General features: G+C 65.6%; 19 protein-coding genes and 1 tRNA gene. 11 read left to right on the top strand and 9 right to left on the bottom strand.

The window, feature by feature from the left end; translation table 11 throughout:
• Window positions 1–280 precede the first annotated feature (280 nt).
• Complete coding sequence (gene mct, locus ACJ70B_RS03775) at window positions 281–1456, bottom strand: succinyl-CoA:mesaconate CoA-transferase (protein WP_408959081.1); 1176 nt, start codon at window positions 1454–1456, stop codon at window positions 281–283.
• A gap of 164 nt (window positions 1457–1620) precedes the next feature.
• Between mct and glmS the strand changes: the two genes are divergently transcribed.
• From glmS to citE, 5 genes are read left to right on the top strand one after another with little or no spacing between them, the layout of a single operon-like run.
• Entirely contained in the window at window positions 1621–2076 is a 456-nt protein-coding gene (gene glmS / locus ACJ70B_RS03770; protein ID WP_408959080.1) for a methylaspartate mutase subunit S, read from the top strand.
• An 8-nt stretch (window positions 2077–2084) separates the two neighbouring features.
• The gene (locus ACJ70B_RS03765; protein ID WP_408959079.1) at window positions 2085–3518 is read left to right on the top strand and encodes a methylaspartate mutase subunit E; all 1434 of its coding nucleotides are present in this window, start codon (window positions 2085–2087) and stop codon (window positions 3516–3518) included.
• A 1-nt stretch (window position 3519) separates the two neighbouring features.
• Window positions 3520–4848 (top strand): methylaspartate ammonia-lyase, encoded by a 1329-nt coding sequence (locus ACJ70B_RS03760; protein ID WP_408959078.1) that lies wholly within the window; start codon window positions 3520–3522, stop codon window positions 4846–4848.
• Window positions 4841–5908 carry a 2-methylfumaryl-CoA hydratase gene (mch, locus tag ACJ70B_RS03755; protein WP_408959077.1) on the top strand — a complete coding sequence of 356 codons (1068 nt, stop codon included), beginning with the start codon at window positions 4841–4843 and terminating at the stop codon, window positions 5906–5908. Before ACJ70B_RS03760 ends, mch begins: the two co-directional genes overlap by 8 nt.
• 42 nt (window positions 5909–5950) lie before the next feature.
• Window positions 5951–6994, top strand: a complete 1044-nt coding sequence (citE, locus tag ACJ70B_RS03750) for an L-malyl-CoA/beta-methylmalyl-CoA lyase (RefSeq protein WP_408959076.1) — start codon at window positions 5951–5953, stop codon at window positions 6992–6994.
• Window positions 6995–7089: 95 nt separating this feature from the next.
• Here citE and ACJ70B_RS03745 read toward each other — a convergent pair whose 3' ends face one another.
• Window positions 7090–8193, bottom strand: a complete 1104-nt coding sequence (locus tag ACJ70B_RS03745; protein WP_408959075.1) for a helix-turn-helix transcriptional regulator — start codon at window positions 8191–8193, stop codon at window positions 7090–7092.
• 214 nt (window positions 8194–8407) lie between these two features.
• On the opposite strand from ACJ70B_RS03745, the gene ACJ70B_RS03740 reads away from it, so the two are divergent.
• Together ACJ70B_RS03740 and ACJ70B_RS03735 are read left to right on the top strand one after the other, a co-directional pair.
• Window positions 8408–9823 carry a hypothetical protein gene (locus tag ACJ70B_RS03740; protein ID WP_408959074.1) on the top strand — a complete coding sequence of 472 codons (1416 nt, stop codon included), beginning with the start codon at window positions 8408–8410 and terminating at the stop codon, window positions 9821–9823.
• Between the two features lie 78 nt (window positions 9824–9901).
• The gene (locus tag ACJ70B_RS03735; RefSeq protein WP_408959073.1) at window positions 9902–10666 is read left to right on the top strand and encodes a hypothetical protein; all 765 of its coding nucleotides are present in this window, start codon (window positions 9902–9904) and stop codon (window positions 10664–10666) included.
• A 271-nt stretch (window positions 10667–10937) separates the two neighbouring features.
• Here the strand turns inward: ACJ70B_RS03735 and ACJ70B_RS03730 are convergent.
• A tRNA-Ser gene (locus ACJ70B_RS03730) sits at window positions 10938–11021 on the bottom strand.
• 42 nt (window positions 11022–11063) lie between these two features.
• Window positions 11064–11804, bottom strand: a complete 741-nt coding sequence (locus tag ACJ70B_RS03725) for a hypothetical protein (RefSeq protein ID WP_408959072.1) — start codon at window positions 11802–11804, stop codon at window positions 11064–11066.
• 112 nt (window positions 11805–11916) lie between these two features.
• On the opposite strand from ACJ70B_RS03725, the gene ACJ70B_RS03720 reads away from it, so the two are divergent.
• A complete protein-coding gene (locus tag ACJ70B_RS03720; RefSeq protein WP_408959071.1) occupies window positions 11917–12138 on the top strand; it encodes a hypothetical protein in 222 nt (73 codons plus the stop codon).
• A 26-nt stretch (window positions 12139–12164) separates the two neighbouring features.
• On the opposite strand, the gene ACJ70B_RS03715 is transcribed toward ACJ70B_RS03720, so the two are convergent.
• From ACJ70B_RS03715 to ACJ70B_RS03700, 4 genes are all read right to left on the bottom strand, one after another.
• On the bottom strand, window positions 12165–12767 hold the full coding sequence (locus tag ACJ70B_RS03715) for a uracil-DNA glycosylase family protein (protein WP_408960074.1): 603 nt from the start codon (window positions 12765–12767) through the stop codon (window positions 12165–12167).
• Window positions 12768–12877: 110 nt separating this feature from the next.
• Window positions 12878–13135, bottom strand: a complete 258-nt coding sequence (locus ACJ70B_RS03710) for a hypothetical protein (RefSeq protein ID WP_408959070.1) — start codon at window positions 13133–13135, stop codon at window positions 12878–12880.
• Window positions 13132–14208 carry an Mrp/NBP35 family ATP-binding protein gene (locus ACJ70B_RS03705; RefSeq protein WP_408959069.1) on the bottom strand — a complete coding sequence of 359 codons (1077 nt, stop codon included), beginning with the start codon at window positions 14206–14208 and terminating at the stop codon, window positions 13132–13134. The genes ACJ70B_RS03710 and ACJ70B_RS03705 overlap by 4 nt, the downstream gene beginning before the upstream one ends.
• Before the next feature lie 224 nt (window positions 14209–14432).
• Window positions 14433–14756, bottom strand: a complete 324-nt coding sequence (locus tag ACJ70B_RS03700; protein WP_408959068.1) for a hypothetical protein — start codon at window positions 14754–14756, stop codon at window positions 14433–14435.
• Window positions 14757–14849: 93 nt separating this feature from the next.
• On the opposite strand from ACJ70B_RS03700, the gene ACJ70B_RS03695 reads away from it, so the two are divergent.
• Both ACJ70B_RS03695 and ACJ70B_RS03690 read left to right on the top strand, forming a co-directional pair.
• Window positions 14850–15173: a DUF5783 family protein gene (locus tag ACJ70B_RS03695; protein ID WP_408959067.1), complete on the top strand. Its 324-nt coding sequence runs from the start codon at window positions 14850–14852 to the stop codon at window positions 15171–15173.
• A gap of 78 nt (window positions 15174–15251) precedes the next feature.
• A complete protein-coding gene (locus tag ACJ70B_RS03690; RefSeq protein WP_408959066.1) occupies window positions 15252–16103 on the top strand; it encodes a translation initiation factor eIF-2B in 852 nt (283 codons plus the stop codon).
• Window positions 16104–16124: 21 nt separating this feature from the next.
• On the opposite strand, the gene ACJ70B_RS03685 is transcribed toward ACJ70B_RS03690, so the two are convergent.
• Window positions 16125–16820: a ThuA domain-containing protein gene (locus ACJ70B_RS03685; protein ID WP_408959065.1), complete on the bottom strand. Its 696-nt coding sequence runs from the start codon at window positions 16818–16820 to the stop codon at window positions 16125–16127.
• 277 nt (window positions 16821–17097) lie between these two features.
• Here ACJ70B_RS03685 and ACJ70B_RS03680 point away from each other — a divergent pair, with 277 nt between their 5' ends.
• The gene (locus tag ACJ70B_RS03680) at window positions 17098–18213 is read left to right on the top strand and encodes a Gfo/Idh/MocA family protein (protein WP_408959064.1); all 1116 of its coding nucleotides are present in this window, start codon (window positions 17098–17100) and stop codon (window positions 18211–18213) included.
• Window positions 18214–18250 lie beyond the last annotated feature (37 nt).

The following is an 18250-nucleotide window of genomic DNA, read 5'->3' as shown; positions in this document are numbered from 1 at the left end:
TGTCTTCTAGACGTTTTGTAAGTGGAGAATCGCAACGATGTGCCTTCAGGAGCTTCGTCGTGCGATTCATCGTGGGACAGAAGAAATAGTCGGAACTGAGCCGCGGTGCACACGAGGTTGGAGCGGACCTCGCTCGTCTTCCAGAGTAATCGGTACACAGCGTATCGACGAACGCTCTCTGTTCTTTCCCATTGATTTGCGGTGTTTTACCGGCTCTCGCTCGAGAACCGTTTCGACAAAGCACCTACTCTGTCTCGATAACGAAGTGAGTGAAAGGTCCCTAGTCGTCGGCCGCCTCGGCGTCCGCGCCCTCACCTAACACTTCGTCGCGGTGTTCGTCTAACAGCGGCGCGCGACCGCGGGGTTCGGGGTTCGTCTCGCTCATCTTGATCGGGTTGCCCGCGATCTCGACTTTGCGGTCGGCACCGGGCTGTTCGACCGGATAGAGCATGTCGCGTGCGTGGACGTGCGGGTCGTCGAAGATCTCTGCGGTGGTCTGGACGGGGGCGGCGGGGACCCGTCCCTCGAGCTTGCCCACGAGTTCGTCGGTGGTCTGTGCGCAGGTCCAGTCGGCGATTTCCTCGCGCAAGGCGTCGCGGTGCTCGAGTCGCTCGGGAGTCGTGGGGTACTCCTCGGCGAGATCCTCGCGGTCCATCACGTCACAGAGCTCGGCCCAGTGGTTGTCGTTGAACGCGGCGATGACGGCGTAGCCGTCGTCGGTCTCGAAGGCGTTGTAGGGGAACAGCGTGGGGTGGGAGTTGCCCCGGCGGGTGGGGGCCTCGCCGGTGTAGGACTGCTGGTAGATGGCGCGTTCGGTGAAGCTGATCATGGAGTCGTACATGCCGGTGTCGACGTACTGGCCCTCGCCGGTCTGTTCGCGGTGGTTGACGGCGGCGAGGATGCCGATGCAGTTCAGGGTCGCGGTAAAGAGGTCGCCGACGCCGGGGCCGGTCTTGGTCGGCGGGCCGTCTGACTGGCCGGTGGTCTCCATGACGCCGCCAAGCGCCTGCGCGATGAGGTCGAAGGAGGGTTGGCCCTGCCGGTCGGTTTCGCCGGTGCGCGGGTCGCCGAAGCCGCGGATCGAGGAGTAGATGAGATCCGGGTTATGTTCTTTCAGCGTCTCGTAGCCGAGGCCGTACTTCTCCATCGTCCCCGCGCGGTAGTTCTCGACGACGACATCGGCCTCCTCGACGAGCGAGAGGAAGTCCTCGCGGTCGTCCTCCTCGCGGAAGTTCAGTTCGATGCTCTTCTTGCCGCGATTGACACTTTGGAAGTAGCCACCGTAGGCTTCCGCTTCGGGGTCGTCGACGAACGGCGGGTTCGACCGGATCATGTCGCCGCCCGGTCGCTCGATCTTGACCACATCCGCACCGAGGTCTGCGAGCAACATCGTACAGTACGGCCCGGCAAGCACCTGCGTCAGATCAACGACGCGGAGGTTGGAAAGGGCTCCCATAGTCTGTACCCCCTCCTTACGAAACCATCGCCAAAACCCTTACCATCGATCATGAAGTTGTTCGATATGACTGTGACCCACGTGAACCCTCAACATTGTGACGCTGTTAGGATGTTTAAGGAGTATTATCATGGAAGATCATTAGGTTTATATCGGAGTTCCTCATGGTTTTGGATACGATGTCCCGAACGGTCGTCCTCGGCGTGATTGGCTCCGATGCCCACGTCGTTGGCATTACAATCTTAGAGCAAGCCTTCAGTGCAGCCGGCTTCGATGTCGTCAACCTCGGCGTTCAGACCTCCCAAGAGGAGTTCGCCGAGGCCGCGGTAGCTCACGACGCCGAGGCTGTACTGGTCTCGTCGCTCTATGGCCACGCCGAGCAGGACTGCCAGGGATTCCACCGCGTCCTCGAGGACGCGGGCGTCGACGCGGTCAGCTACATCGGCGGCAACCTCGCCGTCGGGCAGGACGACTTCGAGCGAACCCGGAAGACGTTCCGGGAGCTCGGGTTCGATCGCGTCTTCGACTCCGAGACGGATCCCGAGGACGCGATCGCCGCGCTCCGCGAAGACCTCCAGATCACGCCGACGGAGTCGGAACGGGCGACTATCAGTTCGTAGATGTCTAGATGATACGAGACGAACGCATTCCAGCCGACGAGCTACGGCGTATCGACGAGGAGATCCGGTCGAACTGGCCGACGGGCGCAGACGTCGACTTCGAGGAAGCCATCGAGTACCACGAGTCGCTGCCCGACCACAAGCGGTTCGCCGACGTCCTCGAGTCGGCCGACAAACCGCTGCTCCAGCCCCGCGCTGGCGTTCCCCGGCTCGACGACCAGATCGAACTCCTGCAGTACCTCCATCAGGAGGGCCAAGCCGACCTTCTCCCGACGACTATCGACTCGTATACGCGCGACAACGAGTACGAGAAGGCCCAGCAGGGCTTAGAGAAGGCCCGGGAGACGGGCGACGACACCTTAAACGGCTTCCCCGCGGTCAACCACGGGGTCGACGGCTGCCGGGAGCTAATCGACGCGGTCGACGCGCCGATCGAGGTCCGCCACGGGACGCCGGACGCCCGGCTGCTCGCGGCGATCACCTTCGCCGGCGGCTTTCAGAGCTTCGAGGGCGGGCCGATCTCCTATAACATCCCGTACACGAAGCGCCACGGACTCGAGGAGACCATCGAGAAGTGGCAGTTCGTCGACCGACTGGCGGGGGCCTACACCGAACGCGGTGTGCGGATCAACCGCGAGCCGTTCGGCCCGCTCACCGGCACCCTCGTCCCGCCGTCGATCGCCATCGCGATCATGCTGGTCGAGGGCAAACTCGCGGCCACGCAGGGCGTGCGCTCGATCACGCTCGGCTACGGCCAGGTCGGCAACGTCGTGCAGGACGTGGCTGCCCTGAACGCCCTCAAAAAGCTGGGCAACGAGTACCTGCCCGATGAGGTCGTCGTCACCACCGTCTTCCACGAGTGGATGGGTGGCTTCCCGCCGGACGAGGCCCGCGCCAACGGCGTGATCAGCCTCGGCGGGATGACCGCCGCTATCGCCCGGCCGGACAAGGTCATCACCAAGTCCCCACAGGAGTTCCAGGGAGTCCCAACGAAGGAGGCCAACTCGGCCGGCCTGCGCACTACGCGGCAGGTCATCGACATGGCGATCGAACAGCAGATCGACATCGACGGCATCGCGGAGGAACAGGACTTGATCGAGCGCGAGACCCGGTGTCTGATGGACACCATCTTCGAGCACGGCGACGGCGACGTCGTCCAGGGAACGCTCGAGGCGTTCGACTCCGGGGCGCTTGACGTGCCCTTCGCGCCAAGCGACAGCGCGCGGGGGGCCGTCCTCCCGGCCCGCGACGACGACGGTCGCGTCCGCATCTTCGAGTGGGGCGACCTCGAGATGGACGACGACATCAAGGAGATTCACAAGGCTCGACTCTCGCGACGCGCCGACACCGAGGGCCGCGACCAGTCGTTCCGGATGGTCGCGGACGACGTCGACGCGATCAGCGACGGAAAGCTCATCGGCCGACCGCAGGGTGACGTTTAACATGGAAATCACAGGAGTGTACGCGACGCCCGGTTACTCCGGGTTCTTCTTCGACGACCAGCGCGCGATCAAGCAGGGAGCAACGCAGGACGGCTTTACCTACGAAGGCAAGCCGGTCACCGACGGCTTCGACGAGATTCGACAGGCCGGCGAGACGATCATCGTCGACATCGAACTCGCCGACGGCACCGTGGTCAGAGGCGACTGTGCCGCGGTCCAGTACTCCGGTGCCGGCGGGCGCGACCCGCTGTTCCAAGCCGAGGAGTACGCCCCGATCATCGAGGGCCCCGTCGCCGACGCACTCGAGGGGCGGGACGCCACCGAGTTCCTCGACAACGCCGAGTTGCTCGAGGAGTTGCAGGTCGAGGTTCGAGGAAGCGAGGCTTCCTCGAGCCAACCAGACGCGCACGCGTCTGGTGCTGGCGACCGCCTGCACACGGCGATCCGCTACGGCGTCTCGCAGGCCTTACTCGCCGCGGCCGGGTCGGCCATGGGGACTACACGGACGGACGTCATCGCCGACGCCTTAGGCACCGAGCCCGCGACGGAGCCGGTGCCGGTCTTCGGTCAGTCCGGCGACGATCGCTACAACAACACCGAGAAGATGTTCGTCAAGGGCGTCCCCGTGTTGCCCCACGCGTTGATCAACAGCGTCGAGAAGATCGGCGAGAACGGCGAGGTTCTCCTCGAGTACGTCGAGTGGTTAGTCGAGCGCTCACAGGAACTCGGCCCGGAGGGGTACGATCCCCGGTTCCACATCGACGTGTACGGGATGATCGGGGAGGTCTTCGGTGCCCCCTACGACCGCGATGAGGTCGTCGACTACTTCGCCGCGCTCGAGGAGGCCGCCGCGCCGTTCCCGATCCAGATCGAGGGGCCGATGGACGTGGGCAACCGCGCTGACCAGATCGACGCGATGGTCGAACTCCGCGAGGGGCTCGAAGCCGCCGACGTCGGCGTCGACATCGTCGCCGACGAGTGGTGTAACACCTTCGAGGACGTGCGGGCGTTCGTCGACGCCGAGGCCGCGGACCTCGTGCAGGTCAAGACGCCCGATCTGGGCGGCATCCACCGCAGCGGGCAGGCGGTCCGCTACTGCGAGGGGACCGAAACGCGAGCCTATTTGGGCGGCACCTGCAACGAGACGGAAACCTCCGCGCGGGCCTGCGCCCACGTCGCGCTCGCGACCGACGCCGCGCAGGTGCTGGCAAAGCCCGGGATGGGCTTCGACGAGGGCTACATGATCGTCGAAAACGAGATGCGACGCACGATTACCCGCCGCGAGCGGGCACGGCAGCGACAGACCGACGAGGTGACTGCAGATGACTGACTGGACCGATCCCGACGCGTTCGCACAGGTACTCGAGCACGTCGAGACCAAAGAGAAGGGCAACTGCTTCGAGGACTTCGAAGAGGGGGACGTGATCGAGCACGACCCCGGGCTCACACTCACGCAGTTCGGCAACGAGGGGTGGATGAGCCAGACCCTGAACCACGATCCCGCCTACTGGCGGACCGACGCCGCCGAGGAACGGGGCTTCGACGAGCCGCCGGTCCACCCCGACTACCTGACCGCGGCGACGCTCGGCATCACCGTCGAGGACTTAAGCGAGAAGGGGGGCTACTTCCTCGGGCGGACCGACGTGCGCTTCCCCACCGCGCCGGTCTACACCGGCACCGAACTCCACGTCGAGAGCGAGGTTGTCAACTGCGCCACCTCGAGTTCCCGACCCGAGTACGGCATCGTCTCCTGGCGCACTCGCGGGAAAGATGCCGAGACCGGCGACGTGCTCTGTTCCTACGAGCGCACGAACATGATTCCGCGTCGCGAACCCGTCGCGACCGACGGGAGCGGTGCCGCAGCCGCCAAAGATGACGGTGACGACGGCCCCGACCTTCCCGACGAGTTCATCGCTCCCGACGGGGGGTACTTCGAGGACTTCGTCGAGGCCCTCGAGGCGGCCGACGACGAGAACGCCGCCGTCGCCTACCGCCACGAGCGCGGCCGCACGCAAGACGACGTGACCGTCGCCTCGCTGCCGCTTTCGACGCTGAACACGGCCAAACAGCACCACAACGTCGACGTGATGAGCGATTCGCCGTCGGGCGACATCGTCACCTACGGCGACGTGACCCGTTCGACGGCGCTCGGCCACGCCCGCTCCGACGAGGAGACCTGGCGCGAGGTCGGCTTCGACGACGAATCGTTCCACACGTTCGTCGCGGTGGGCGACACCGTCTACGCCTTCACGCGTGTTCTCGAGGCCGAAGCGGCTGCCTCGAGCGACGAGGCGGGCACCGTCACCTTCGAGCACATCGCGTTCAACCAGAACGACGAGCCCGTCTACTCGGGCACGCGAACTGCCGAAATTCGAACGCGTCCTAGCTGACACGATCGATTATAATAGACAACCGCAGGCAACTACGAATCCATGACCGACGATATCCAACTCTGTCGCACGTTCCAGACCGCACCGGCCGCCGTTCCGAAAGACGACTCGGCGAAGTATCTGACCTCCGCACTCGAGGCCGAGGGCTTCCAGGCCCCCGACTGGCTCGTCCCCGATATGGAAGACGGGACGGCCCCGGACATGAAAGCCGAGGGCCTCGAGAACACCATCGAGAAGGTCCCCGAGTACGACTTCCCCGGCGAGATCTGGCCCCGCGTCGAGTGGAGCTACGAGGACGAGGAGTACTGCGAGAAAGGGCGCGATCAGATCGACCGGCTCGTCGCCGACCTCGGCGATGAGATCGAGGGCGTCGTCGTCCCCAAGGTCGGCCGCCTCGAGGACGTCAAGCGCGCCGCCGAGGTCGTCGCCGAGGCCGAGGCCGAGCACGGCTACGAAGACGGCTCCATCGGCCTCTCGATCATCATCGAGACCGGTCGCGCCCGTTCGGACCTGCGCGAGATCTCCATGTTCGGCGAGGACTCCCGGCTCACCGCGCTCATCTTCGGCCCCGTCGACTACGCCGCCGAACTCGGCGGCCGCGACTTAGGCGACGGCATGCCCCGCTGGGACGGCCTGCTCGAGGCCCTCTCGAACGAGGCCAGCGCCGCCGGCCTGCTCTCGATCGGCGGCCCCTTCGACGACCTGTTCAAGGAACGCGCCGGCCTGACCTACTACAACGCCGATGAGTACGCCGATCAGGTCGAACACGAAGCGCAACTGGGACTCGACGGCTCTTGGTCGCTGTACCCCAAACAGACCGTCCAGGCCAACACCGTCCACATGCCCACCCCCGACGAGCTCGAGCGCGACGTGCACAAGATCGAGCGCTTCAACGAGGCCAAACGCGAGGGCACCGGCGCGGTCACGCTCGACGGCCAGATGGTCGACGAGGCCACCTTCAAGAACTTCAAGAACACGGTCCAGCAGGTCCGCGCGATCGACGAGATGCGCCCCGGCCAAACTGAGGAGTACTACGACGCGGAGCTGCTGACGCGAGCCCGCGAGCTCGAACTCTCCTACCGCTAAACGTCGCTCGCCTCGCGAATCGGCCGCGCGACGGTTCGTTTTCGGCCCCCTCGAGCACTGCAATCGGAAGACCGGCCTCGCCGGGCTGCGATGTCTCATTCGTCGTCTACGAGATCGATCAGGTTCTCTCGGCCGAGTCGTCGTTTTTCGACCGCTCCCTCCTCGACCATCGTCCCGACGAGGCGCGACGTTTTCGAAGTCGACCAGTCGAACGCCTCGTCGATTGCCGCCTGCCGCATGCGGCCGCCGTTTTCCTCGAGCAACGCCAGGACGCGTTCCTCGTCGGTCAGCACCGGTGCCGCCGTGGGATCGTCGGGCTGTTCCGACGAGTCGGGAGACTGGTTAGCCGTCGCGTCCGGCGGCTCTCCGCGGTCGGTCGCGGTCGACTGCACAGAGACGTCGGACCGCCGTCTCCGTCGGCGTATCGCGTACGCGGCAGCGCCGACGGTGCCGAGCGAGACGATGCCGATGAGTGTGATCGGGGGTCCATCGCCGCCGATCGAGGTCGGTGTCGCGGCGCTGTTATCCTCGGACTGGGTCTCGGTGTTCCCGCCGGTCGGTGTAAAGACGACGCGCGGGTGTTCGTTCGCGAAGTCCTCCCTGCCGGTCCACGTGACCGAGCCCTCGTCCCGGCCGTCGGGCGCGGGGTCTACGCGGTCGACCGCGTACCCCGGGGGAGCGTCGACCGTGAGCGTATCGTTGGCAGCGATGAAGAACCCACCGCGAAAAACGTCACCGACGGCGACAGCGTCGGTCGGCCGGTCGGCGAAGTTCGTCCACGTAAACTGGTAGGTGACGACGCCCCAGCGACGGGGGACCTCCTGTACGCTGGTGGTCGCGGTGACGTTCGTCGCGCGCATCTCCCGTCCGGTCGCGTTCGCCGCGTTGGCGACGACGCCGCGGATTCGATTCCGGAAGGGATCGAGATACTGCGCGGTGTCGTTCCGGAAGCGGGCCCGAAACGCCTCGTACTCGTCGACGTGCTCGTCGGTGTCGAGTCGAGTGCGGATCCGAATCGTCCACTGGGCCGTTCCGTTGGCGTCCACGTCGATCCGCGTGACCGTGTTGTCCGGTTCAGGTGCTGCCTGCTGCGTCGCTGCGCTGGCAGTTCCCGCGGGTGCGATCGCCGTCGCGAGCAAGAGTCCGACGATCCCGAGCAACGCGATCGTCCGAAGCCCGGCTTCCGGCGACCCGTACATCTGACCGCCCTGTTTCGACGAAGTTCGTATAAATTCGATGGCCACGGTAACCGTGCCGACGTCCGGTCGAAATCGCACCGCGACCGGGGCGACGCCGTTGCCGTGAAACCGGCTGCAAACGGCTGCAAACGTCGGAGCGGGTCCGAAAATGGCTGCAAACCGCGTCCAGCGCCGGTCTGATTTATTACCAGTTAGGCTGTGACGGTCTCGTACGATGAGACGACACACGATCGGCACGATACTGATCGCGGTGCTCGTCGTCGGGATGACCGTCCCGGCGGCGACCGCAACCACCGGCCAGTCGCACACGAACGCGGAGCCGGACGTAGCGGCCGCGATGCTAGCACAGGAAAACGCGACGAACGATTCGGACGCGAACGTGAACGTCACCGTCGGCCAACAGCTCTCGACGGTCATCGGCGTCTCGAGCGGCGAGGTCCAGACGGATTTCGAGAACACGGCGTTCGAGGTGTCCGTCGAAAGCGGCGACGATGAGAAACGGGCCGAAGCCATCGCCGAGCGCGCGGACGAACTCCGCGAGCGCGCCGCGGACATCCGTGAACAGTACAAGGAGGCCACCGAGGAGTACGAGGCGGGCGAGATCACCAAATCTGAGTACGCCCAGCGGCTCGCGACGTTGAACGCGCAAGCGACGAACGTGGCAGAAAGCAACGAGCAGCTCCGACAGCGGGCCGCGAACGTCTCTGCGTCCGAGTTGCAGGCGGTCGGCGTCGACCGAGCCGCGCTCGACGAGACGGTCGACAATCTGAGTAGCGTCAGCGGAAGCGGTGCGTCGGCGCTGTTGAACCGGTTTACGGGCGAGTCGCGTGGCGAGGTCGAACTCGAGACCGCCGGCGGACTCTCTATCGAGGTGAAAGGCGAGGACGGCGAGCGGTCGCGCGAACTCGAACGCGAACGCGACGACGACCGTTCCATCTCGGTGAGCCAGTCCGCCGCCCTGGAGACGGCTCGAGCGGCACTTTCGACGCCCGAGAACGGCAGTTGGACGCGCGTCGAGTCGAGCGTGAAAGACGACGAGGGCACCTACGAGTTCAAGTTCACCCTTCGGAACGCGACCGGCCAGACGGGCGAGGCCGAGGTGCGCGTCGACGGCTCGTCGGGAGAAGTGTATAAACTCGAGGAGGAAATCGAGGCTCGGGACGACGAGGACGATCCCGACCGCAAGCGGGACGACAAAGATGACCGCGAACGGGAGCATGAAGACGACGACGAAGACAGCGAAGACGGTGCTCGAGCGCTGCACGTCGACGCGACGATCGACGGCGACACCGTGACCGTGGCCGTGAGCGCCGAGGGATCGGCCGTCGCGAACGCGACGGTCACCGCGAACGATCGATCGGTCGGCACGACCAGTGCGGACGGGACGGTGACGTTTGCCGTCGATACGAACGACATCGAGGCCCTCGAACTGTCCGTCCGTGCGGGCGAGTCCGAAGCCGAACTCGAGTACGCGATCCGAGACGGCTCGCTCGTCTCGAGTGAGGACGCCGATGATGGTGACGGCGACGATGCCGAATCCGACGACGAAGCCGAGTCGGACGACGATGACGGCCGAGGAGAAACGACGGACGACGACGAGACGGAGTCGGGCTCCGAAAACGAACCTTGAACCGACGTTCATGTCAGGTTCGACGCCTCGACTCGGCTGACCGCGTTCGACTATCCCTCGACACAATGATTGACGACGATGATTGACGACGGATTCGAGACACGATCGGGACGGCAACGAGTTCGCTTCGCGTGCGTCCTCGTTGCGATCGCACTGCTCGTGACCACGCCGGTCGCTGCAGCGACGGGAGCGGCCGCGAACCAACAGTCCGAACGAGTGCCGACCGAGCCGGCGTTCGTCGTGGCGCTCGACGCGGAGGGCGCGGCGCAGGTCACCCTTTCCACCACGTTCGATCTGACCACAGACAGCGAACGGCAGGCCTTCCAGGCCCTCCGCGAGAACGAAACGGCGCGAGAGCGGCGAGCGGAGCGGTTTGCCGCGCGGATGGACGACATCGCCACCAGAATCGAAACCGACACCGGACGGTCGATGGCGATCCGCGACGCCGCCGTCTCGTTCACCGAGCGAAACAACACCGGGATCGTCGCGCTGTCGGTGACTTGGAAGGGTCTCGCGGCACAGGACGGCGACCGACTCGTCCTCAGCGAACCGTTCGACGGCGAGTTCGCGCTCGATCGCACGTTCCGCGTGACCGGTCCCGACGGCTATGCACTCGAGGGGGTGACGCCAGAGCCGGCCGACCGAACGGCGAACGCCGCGACGTGGAACGGGTCGGCTGACTTCAGCGGGTTCGAAGCGACGTTCGCCCCGACGGACAGTGGCTCGGCGGCGGACGAGAACGCTGCCAGCTCGAGCGTTCCTGGATTCGGCGTCGGGATCGCCGCCCTCGCGGTGGTTGGCGGTGCGGTGTCGGTAGCGTTTCGCGCCCGAAAGCGACGATAGCGACGCCGAAATCCGCCGGTTGTCCGGACACGGCGCATTCGAAACCATTCCCGCTTGACGCTTCGCCTCCACATATCGCTCGTTCTGAGAACGTCGTTCTCACGATTGCTCGCGTGACTCGCGAACATATCGCAAAAGCGATGGGATGGGAGTTGAACCACGCCCAGACGTGCTCGCTTCGCTGCGCGCGACTGGTCTAATTCAACTCCCACCGTTTCGGTTTCCGCTCGCGAGGCTCCTCGCTTCGCTCGTCGTATTTGCTCGCGGAAAACGGTGGGGATGGGATTTGAACCCATGAGGCTTGACAGCCACCTGCTCTCAAGGCAGGCGCGTTGGGCCGCTCTGCCACCCCACCTCGTCTGTCGGTTCTCCGCGCGTTCAAAAAGGGTTGTCGGTCTTATTCGCGCTCGAGCCCGCCGTCTGCCCCGACTTGGAGCCCGAGTTCGTCCACGAGCGCCGCCGTCGCCGCGGCTCCCGGTCGTCCGGCGGCCCGTCGCGCCTCGAGCGCCGCGAGCGTCGCCCGCAGTCCGGCCGGCGTCGCCACGGTCGGGAGCATCGGCGAAAAGCCGACGCCGAGGTCAGCATCGGCCCCACACCGGGCCAGCGTGGACAGTTCAGGTGTCGCGTAGGCATCGGTAAAGTCGATCGGCTCGGCAAAGCCCGCGAAGTAGGTCCGGCCCTCGGAGGACGGCCCCAGCACCACGTCGTGTCGCCGAAGCGACATCGCCGCGCCGTCGATTTCCGTCCGATTGACCAGCGGCACCGTCGGCTCGAGCACCCCTACGCTCTGCGCCCCCTCCCGCTCGAGTAGGTGCGTGACGGTGTTCCCGATCCGGGCCGAGCGGCTCGAACCGACCTGCCGCTCGAATCGCACGTCGGCGTCCTCGCCGAGCGCCTCGAGGGCGAGCGCCCGGACCTCGGCTTCCGGGTCGCCGTCCGCGTCCGCTTCGGGCAGGGTCTCCGCGTCGCGATAGTTAACGAGGAGGTCGCCGCCGCTCCCCGCGACGGCTCGCAAGACATCGGCGACGGCGGCCTCGTAGAGCGAGACGGCCTCGGCGTCGGACAGCGGGGTCGTTTCGACGAGCGACGACAGAACGAGTCCCTCCCGCGGCGGATCGACCGGGACGACGACGATCATACTATACACTCCGTGTGCGCGGTCCTTGAACGCGGCGCTTCCGCAACTCTACGCCTCTCCGCCACGGTGCAAATGGCGATGAATTATTATGCAGTAGCGTCTCCAGGCCGGTATGGACGAACGAACGATCGCCGGACTGTTCGCGACGGCCGTCATCGCCGCGCTGGCAGTCGTCGGCGTCGTCGGTTTCAGCAACGGCTATCTGATCGATCCGCCTACCGGTGACTACCTCGTCCCGACGATCGCCATCCTCGGTATCGCGGCCCTCGTCGTCGGGGGGCTGACCGCTCTCGGTGCCGGATCGCGACGCTGGCGCGAAAACCCCTACTGGTAACCGATTCCGTCACCCGCCGTCGGTCCTCACCGATTTCGTCGTCCTTTCGTTTGCCGATAGTCCGACGCCATTAGCTCGACGAAGGCCTCGAGCCACGCCTGCGTCTGCTCGGCCGTCTGGTCGCGGGGGTCGATCATCGGGACGAGTTCGAAGCCGCGCCCGCGGATCCGCCGCGCGTGGTCGTCGGGGAGCGCGAGGTCGTCGGCCGGCGTCGTCGTGTACTCAGTGCCGAGTTCGGCCAGCGCACGCTCGCCGACGGGGACGAGGATCTCGGGGTTGATCATTCGGATTTCGGCGTTGAGATACGGTTCGCAGTTGCCGATCTCCTCGTCGGTCGGCCGCCGGTCGGGGTCGCGACAGCGGGAAAGATTCGTCAGATAGGCGTTCTCGAGTGCGGGCCGGTCGGCCGGCGAGTCGACCGCACAGAGCCCCAATCGCTCGAGCATGCGCCGCAGTCCGTCGTCACCACTGCTGCCACCCGCACCGGCGAATGGCACGCCAGTCTCGTCGGCCTGCGCCGTCGGTCGCTCGCCGACGAACAGGAAGTCAGCGCCGACGTCGCCGTAACCGTGGACGACCTGCGTGCGCGTCTCGCAGAGCGCCGGACAGTTCGGGCACTCCTCGTCCATACCAAAGGGGTTCGCTCGGGAGTCCTGATTCGCGTCCACACTCGTCTCTCGAGGGGCGTGCCCAAAAGCGACGCGCCCAACGCCGTGCCGGCCCTGAAAACGGCGCGCGGTCAGCGCTCGAGGCCGCCGCGCTCGGTCACCTCGAGAATGTACTTCACGTTACGGACGATCTCCTCGGGAGAGGTCTCCTCGTCCTCGTCGTAGAGGTCGCTGGTCCGGTAGAGCACGTTCGCGAGTTGTTTGCTCTCGCTCGAGTCGCCCCGGACGTCGTCGGCGATCTCGCGGAGGCGTTCGACGCGTTCGGGGTCGGGCTCGAACTCGTCGGCGGCTTCCTCACCGCCGCCATCGTCGGTTCCGCCGTCGGTCATCGATCGGGCGATGCGGCCTCGTTCCGGCGTGTCTGCGAGATTCCCTGCCGGTGGACGATCCCGGTGTTGTTCGCAACGTTCTCCGTGATGGTCCGTAAGGCGTCGCTGGTGCCGTCCTCGTCTCTCAACACCGTCGGCTTCCCGCCGTCGCCGCCCTCGCGGACGGCCGGATCGAGCGGGATCGAGCCGAGGAAGGGAAGTTCGTGTTCCTCGGCGAACGCCTCGCCGCCGCCGGAGCCGAAGATGTCGTGTTCGCCGCCACAATCGGGACAGGCAAAGGTCGACATGTTTTCGGCGATCCCCAACACGACGGTGTCGTGTTTGGCAAACATCTCGAGACCCTTGCGGGCGTCGTCAAGCGCCACGTCCTGGGGCGTCGTGACGATGACCGCGCCGGTAACGGGCATGGTCTGGAGCATCGTCAGTTGGGTGTCGCCGGTCCCCGGCGGGAGGTCGACGACGAGGTAGTCGAGGTGGCCCCACTCGACGTCCTCCGTCAACTGGGTGATGACCTTGTGGACCATCGGACCGCGCCAGATGACGGGGTCGTCCTCGCCGGTGAGGAAGGCCATGCTCATCAGCTTCACGCCGTACTTCTCGGGTGGGACGAGGGTCTCGTCTTCGGTAGCCATCGGCGGCTCGTCGGCGTCGACCATCCGCGGGACGTTCGGTCCGTAGACGTCGGCGTCGAAGAGGCCGACGCGAGCACCCAGCTTCGAGAGTCCCGCGGCGAGGTTGACCGCGACGGTCGACTTGCCGACGCCGCCCTTTCCGGAGGCGACGGCGATGACGTTCTTGACGTTCGGGAGCACCTGTTCCTCGCTGACGAGATCGTCCCGGTCGGGCACGCTCGCGGTGAGGTCCGGCTCGAGGCCCGCGTCGGTCAGCTCTCGGCGGACGTCGGCGGCGATGTCGCTCTCGGACGGCGAGTAGGGTGCGCCGAGTGCGAGATCGACGCGGACCTCGTCGCCATCGATATCGATGTTGTTGACGAGTCCGAGCGACACGATGTCGTCGCCGAGTTCGGGGTCATCGACCGCCCGAAGGCGGTCGCGAACGGCGGCTTCGTCCATGTCTCTACCTACTGGCGGGCGTCGAAAAGGGTTGTGTTCCCACCTTTTTTCTTCGGGTCCTCCCTCGCGCTGCTCGGTCGAACCGCTCAAAAAATCTGTCTGGCGAGAGCTTCGCTCTCGCTGATCTTTGCTCACTTCGTTCGTAAAGAGACCGAAAAAGCCGTTCGCTCCCGTCGGTCGCTCACGGGTGCAACACTTGCGATTCATACCGCAGGAAACAGCACTTACGCGTTGAAGTCGAACCGCGGCCCGCCGTAGGTCGGCGGATCGGGCTCGAGCTCGACTCCCTGCTCGTATCGCACGAAGTTCAGATAGAACGGCCGGCCACAGCCCTCGACGGGCTCGCCCTCAAGGTCGGTAACTGGGCCGTCCTCGCCGCAGAGAAACTCGATCCCGTCGGCTGACTCGCGGTCGGGATCGTCCGGGCTCGCGTACTCCCAACCCGGCTGGCGGACTTTCGTGACCGATCGGTCCGCCAGGTCCGGCGGTCGCTCGAGGCTGATCACTGCATTGCAGTGGGGGCAGGTGTATCGGACGGTGACGGTCATGCGCCGGGCTAGGTGCTACGGGGACGTATACCGTTCGCCGGCGATCGGGATCGGTCCCGAACCGTTTACTCGATCGCGTCCGCACGCACGGCTATGACCGAGTTCGATCCCGAAAAATTCGAGGAGAAGTACGTCCACTATTTTGAGGAGCTCGAGGAGGCCTACTCTGCCGCCTACCAGCAGCTCCACGGGCAGTACGACTCCCGTGTTCTCAAAGCGATCGACCGTCAGGTGTTGAGCGAGAGCGAACCGTTCTACGCTGGGGACGGCGAGTTCCGCGTCGAGCTCCCCGAGAATCCCCGAGAGCGAGCCGGATCGGTGGCGGACCACGAGCAGTTCGACGTCGTCCTCGAGACGCTCGTCGACCGAATCGAAGCCGAGCTACGACGGATCTTCGAGTTCGACGAGACCGCCTGACCGACCTGCCGAAGCCGCTCGACGGACGGACTGAGACCACCCGGAACACCTTTCCCGCTGACGGGAATTCGTCCACGTATGATCGACGAGACGGCCGAGGAAATCCGCGAGATGCAGACCCACAGTTCCTCGGTGGTAGCGACAAACGCCGCGCGCGCCCTCGAGGAGCTGACCGAGCGGGAGTTCGCCACCGTCGAAGAGTACACGCGCGCACTCGAGCGCAACGGCTCCGTGCTGCGGCGCGCGAACCCCTCACACGCCTCGCTCCAGAACGCGGTCCGCGAGGTCGTCGACGACGTGACCGAGGCCGACCCGGACACCGTCGAAGCGGCCCGCCGGCTCACCAGCGAGAAGATCGACGAGGTCGTCACGCGGATCGAGTCCGCCAAGCGACTGGCGGCCGAAAACGCCGTCGAGCACCTCGCCGACGGTGCGACGCTGCTGACTCACGACTACTCCTCGACGGTGCTCGAGGCGCTCGAGCAGGCGACCGCGGCCGGCAAGACGTTCGACGTCTACGTCACCGAGGCCCGACCCCGCTATCTCGGGCGCAAGACTGCCCGGACGCTCGCCGATATGGACGGCGTCGAGGCGACGCTGCTGACCGACAGCGCTCACGGCGTCGCCCTCGAGGAGTGCGACCGCGTCGTCGTCGGGATGGACTGCATCGTCGACGAGACCCTCTACAACCGCGTCGGCACGTTCCCGATCGCGGCGACGGCCGCCCAACTGGCCGTGCCGGTGACCGTTCTCGGCTCCGCCTCGAAGCTCGTCAGTGAGGGGTTCGTCTTCGAAAACGAGTACCGTCCGAGCAGCGAGGTGATGGCCGAACCCGCCGACGGTTTCACCGTCGAGAACCCGGTCTACGACGCGACGCCGGTCGACCTGCTCGAGAGCGTGATCACCGACGACGGTCGCCAGACGTTCTGACCGCGTCCAACGCGGGGGCGATCAGTCCCGCTTTCCGAACGTTCGGGGCGACCCCTCCGTCGGGCTGGCCCACGCGACCGCGTTGCGAAGCACCCGGCGAACGGTCTCGTTCTCGTAGATCGGATACGTCTCGTGGCCCGGTCGGAAATAGAAGATCCGCCCGTTCCCGCGCCGGTAACAGCAGCCGCTGCGGAACACCTCGCCGCCCTCGAACCAGCTAACGAACACCAGTCGGTCGGGCTCTGGCACGTCGAACGGCTCGCCGTACATCTCGGTCTTCGGGAGCTCGGTGGATTCCGCGAGGCCGTCGGCGATCGGGTGACCGGGATCGACGACCCAGAGGCGCTCGGACGCTCCGTCTTCGCGATACTGCAGGCTACAGGACGTGCCCATCAGCCGCTTGAACGGCTTCGAATAGTGGCTCGAGTGCAGCGGTACGAATCCCATTCCCTCGAGCACCCGCTCTCGCACCCGCTCGACGATCTCGTCGGCGACCTCGTCGTGGGCCTCGTGACCCCACCAGAGCAGTACGTCAGTCGACTCGAGGACATCGGCGGTGAGTCCGTGTTCCGGTTCGTCGAGCGTCGCAGTTTGGACCGTGTGATCGGCCGCGAGCGCGTCGGCGATCGTCGCATGGATTCCGTCTGGATAGACGGCCGCTACGTCGTCGTCTTCGCGTTCGTGTCGGAACTCGTTCCAGATCGTGACTGCGGCCATGGGAGACACCTCCACCGCCGCCGACCTTAGCTCGGACGGTCCGAAGCAGTGGCCCTCATTCAGAAAATCAAGAAATAATCCTTGAATGGTATAACGGCAGGTAATCGTCTAGTTCTGGAAGAATGACGGCCAGATCGTATAGATTAATCGGTCATAACCCTTATTTCGATCGCTGCCCGTTACACTCTATGAACCGGGATCGCACTCGAACGACATCGAAACGGTACGTTTCTCACTGTTCGCTCGTCGCTGTGACCGCGAAACCGAGGGTTGAACGATGATCGGCGAAGGAATCGGCGTCGGAGTCGTCGGCCTCGGCGGCATGGGAACCCTCCACGCTAGAAGCGTTCGCGATCTCGGCGCGGACGTCGTCGCCGGCACCGACCTCGTTCCGGAGCAACGCGAACGATTCGCCAGCGAGTTCGGCGCGACGACCTACGAGACCCACGAGGAACTCGTCGATGACGACGCGGTCGACGCCGTCATCGTGACGACGCCCAACCGATTCCACGAACCGATCGCCACCGCCGCACTCGAGGCGGGCCGTGACGTGCTCGTCGAGAAACCGCTCGCCCACACCTTAGAGAGCGCAGAACGCATCGCCGCGGCGGCGGCCAGAGCCGACGGCATCTGTATGGTCGGGTTCCACAACCGCCACGCCGCGTCGATGGCCATGTTCGACGAACAACACGCCCGCGGCCGCTTTGGCGACCTCACCCACGTCGAGGCCGACTACGTCCGCCGGCGCGGCGTCCCCGGCCCCGGCTCTTGGTTCACCGATCCCGAACTCGCCGGCGGCGGTGCCTTGCTCGACATCGGGGTCCACGCCCTCGACCTCGCCCTGTACGCGCTCGACTTCCCCGAAATAGCCGAAGTCAGCGGCGTCGCGCGGACCACGTTCGGCGCCGACGAAGCGTACGCCGATCCCGACGGTTTCGGCGATAACTGGGACGCCGAGGCCGAAACCTACGACGTCGACGACTCCGTCAGCGCCTTTATCCGCACCGCCGAGGGGCAAACGATCTCCCTCGAGGCCGCCTGGGCGACCAACCGCGATGAGAGCATGGATTTCCGCGTCCGCGGCACGCAGGCCGGCGCAGAGTTCGATATCGGGGACACCGATATGCGGATCCTCGAGGCCGGAACCGCCGGCTGCGACCACTACGCCGACGTCGATCTGACCGGCGACGCCTCGGTGACCGGCTACGCCGAACAGGACGAGGCGTTCCTCACGGCCGTCTCCACCGGGACGAGACCGGCGACAAACACCGTTGAGGAAGCCCTGACCGTTCAGCGCGTCATCGACGCGATCTACCGCTCGAGCGAGACCGGCCGGGCGACGCAACCGAAGGAAAGCGACCTCGAGATCGGACAGCAGACACAGGTTCAGTAACCCTTCGCTCCGTCTTCTTCCGTTCTACCGTCGTCGA

Source organism: Natrinema sp. 74, assembly GCF_046097095.1.
Classification (GTDB): Archaea; Halobacteriota; Halobacteria; order Halobacteriales; family Natrialbaceae; genus Natrinema.
Note: the sequence above shows the minus strand (reverse complement) of the source record. Positions and strands in the feature narration are given on the sequence as shown.

What these genes read in the sequence shown, in the direction of transcription:
- mct (WP_408959081.1), bottom strand. Translation starts at nt 1,456, where the DNA reads ATGGGAGCCCTTTCCAACCTCCGCGTCGTTGATCTGACGCAGGTGCTT.
- glmS (WP_408959080.1), top strand. Translation starts at nt 1,621, where the DNA reads ATGGTTTTGGATACGATGTCCCGAACGGTCGTCCTCGGCGTGATTGGC.
- ACJ70B_RS03765 (WP_408959079.1), top strand. Translation starts at nt 2,085, where the DNA reads ATGATACGAGACGAACGCATTCCAGCCGACGAGCTACGGCGTATCGAC.
- ACJ70B_RS03760 (WP_408959078.1), top strand. Translation starts at nt 3,520, where the DNA reads ATGGAAATCACAGGAGTGTACGCGACGCCCGGTTACTCCGGGTTCTTC.
- mch (WP_408959077.1), top strand. Translation starts at nt 4,841, where the DNA reads ATGACTGACTGGACCGATCCCGACGCGTTCGCACAGGTACTCGAGCAC.
- citE (WP_408959076.1), top strand. Translation starts at nt 5,951, where the DNA reads ATGACCGACGATATCCAACTCTGTCGCACGTTCCAGACCGCACCGGCC.
- ACJ70B_RS03745 (WP_408959075.1), bottom strand. Translation starts at nt 8,193, where the DNA reads ATGTACGGGTCGCCGGAAGCCGGGCTTCGGACGATCGCGTTGCTCGGG.
- ACJ70B_RS03740 (WP_408959074.1), top strand. Translation starts at nt 8,408, where the DNA reads ATGAGACGACACACGATCGGCACGATACTGATCGCGGTGCTCGTCGTC.
- ACJ70B_RS03735 (WP_408959073.1), top strand. Translation starts at nt 9,902, where the DNA reads ATGATTGACGACGGATTCGAGACACGATCGGGACGGCAACGAGTTCGC.
- ACJ70B_RS03725 (WP_408959072.1), bottom strand. Translation starts at nt 11,804, where the DNA reads ATGATCGTCGTCGTCCCGGTCGATCCGCCGCGGGAGGGACTCGTTCTG.
- ACJ70B_RS03720 (WP_408959071.1), top strand. Translation starts at nt 11,917, where the DNA reads ATGGACGAACGAACGATCGCCGGACTGTTCGCGACGGCCGTCATCGCC.
- ACJ70B_RS03715 (WP_408960074.1), bottom strand. Translation starts at nt 12,767, where the DNA reads ATGGACGAGGAGTGCCCGAACTGTCCGGCGCTCTGCGAGACGCGCACG.
- ACJ70B_RS03710 (WP_408959070.1), bottom strand. Translation starts at nt 13,135, where the DNA reads ATGACCGACGGCGGAACCGACGATGGCGGCGGTGAGGAAGCCGCCGAC.
- ACJ70B_RS03705 (WP_408959069.1), bottom strand. Translation starts at nt 14,208, where the DNA reads ATGGACGAAGCCGCCGTTCGCGACCGCCTTCGGGCGGTCGATGACCCC.
- ACJ70B_RS03700 (WP_408959068.1), bottom strand. Translation starts at nt 14,756, where the DNA reads ATGACCGTCACCGTCCGATACACCTGCCCCCACTGCAATGCAGTGATC.
- ACJ70B_RS03695 (WP_408959067.1), top strand. Translation starts at nt 14,850, where the DNA reads ATGACCGAGTTCGATCCCGAAAAATTCGAGGAGAAGTACGTCCACTAT.
- ACJ70B_RS03690 (WP_408959066.1), top strand. Translation starts at nt 15,252, where the DNA reads ATGATCGACGAGACGGCCGAGGAAATCCGCGAGATGCAGACCCACAGT.
- ACJ70B_RS03685 (WP_408959065.1), bottom strand. Translation starts at nt 16,820, where the DNA reads ATGGCCGCAGTCACGATCTGGAACGAGTTCCGACACGAACGCGAAGAC.
- ACJ70B_RS03680 (WP_408959064.1), top strand. Translation starts at nt 17,098, where the DNA reads ATGATCGGCGAAGGAATCGGCGTCGGAGTCGTCGGCCTCGGCGGCATG.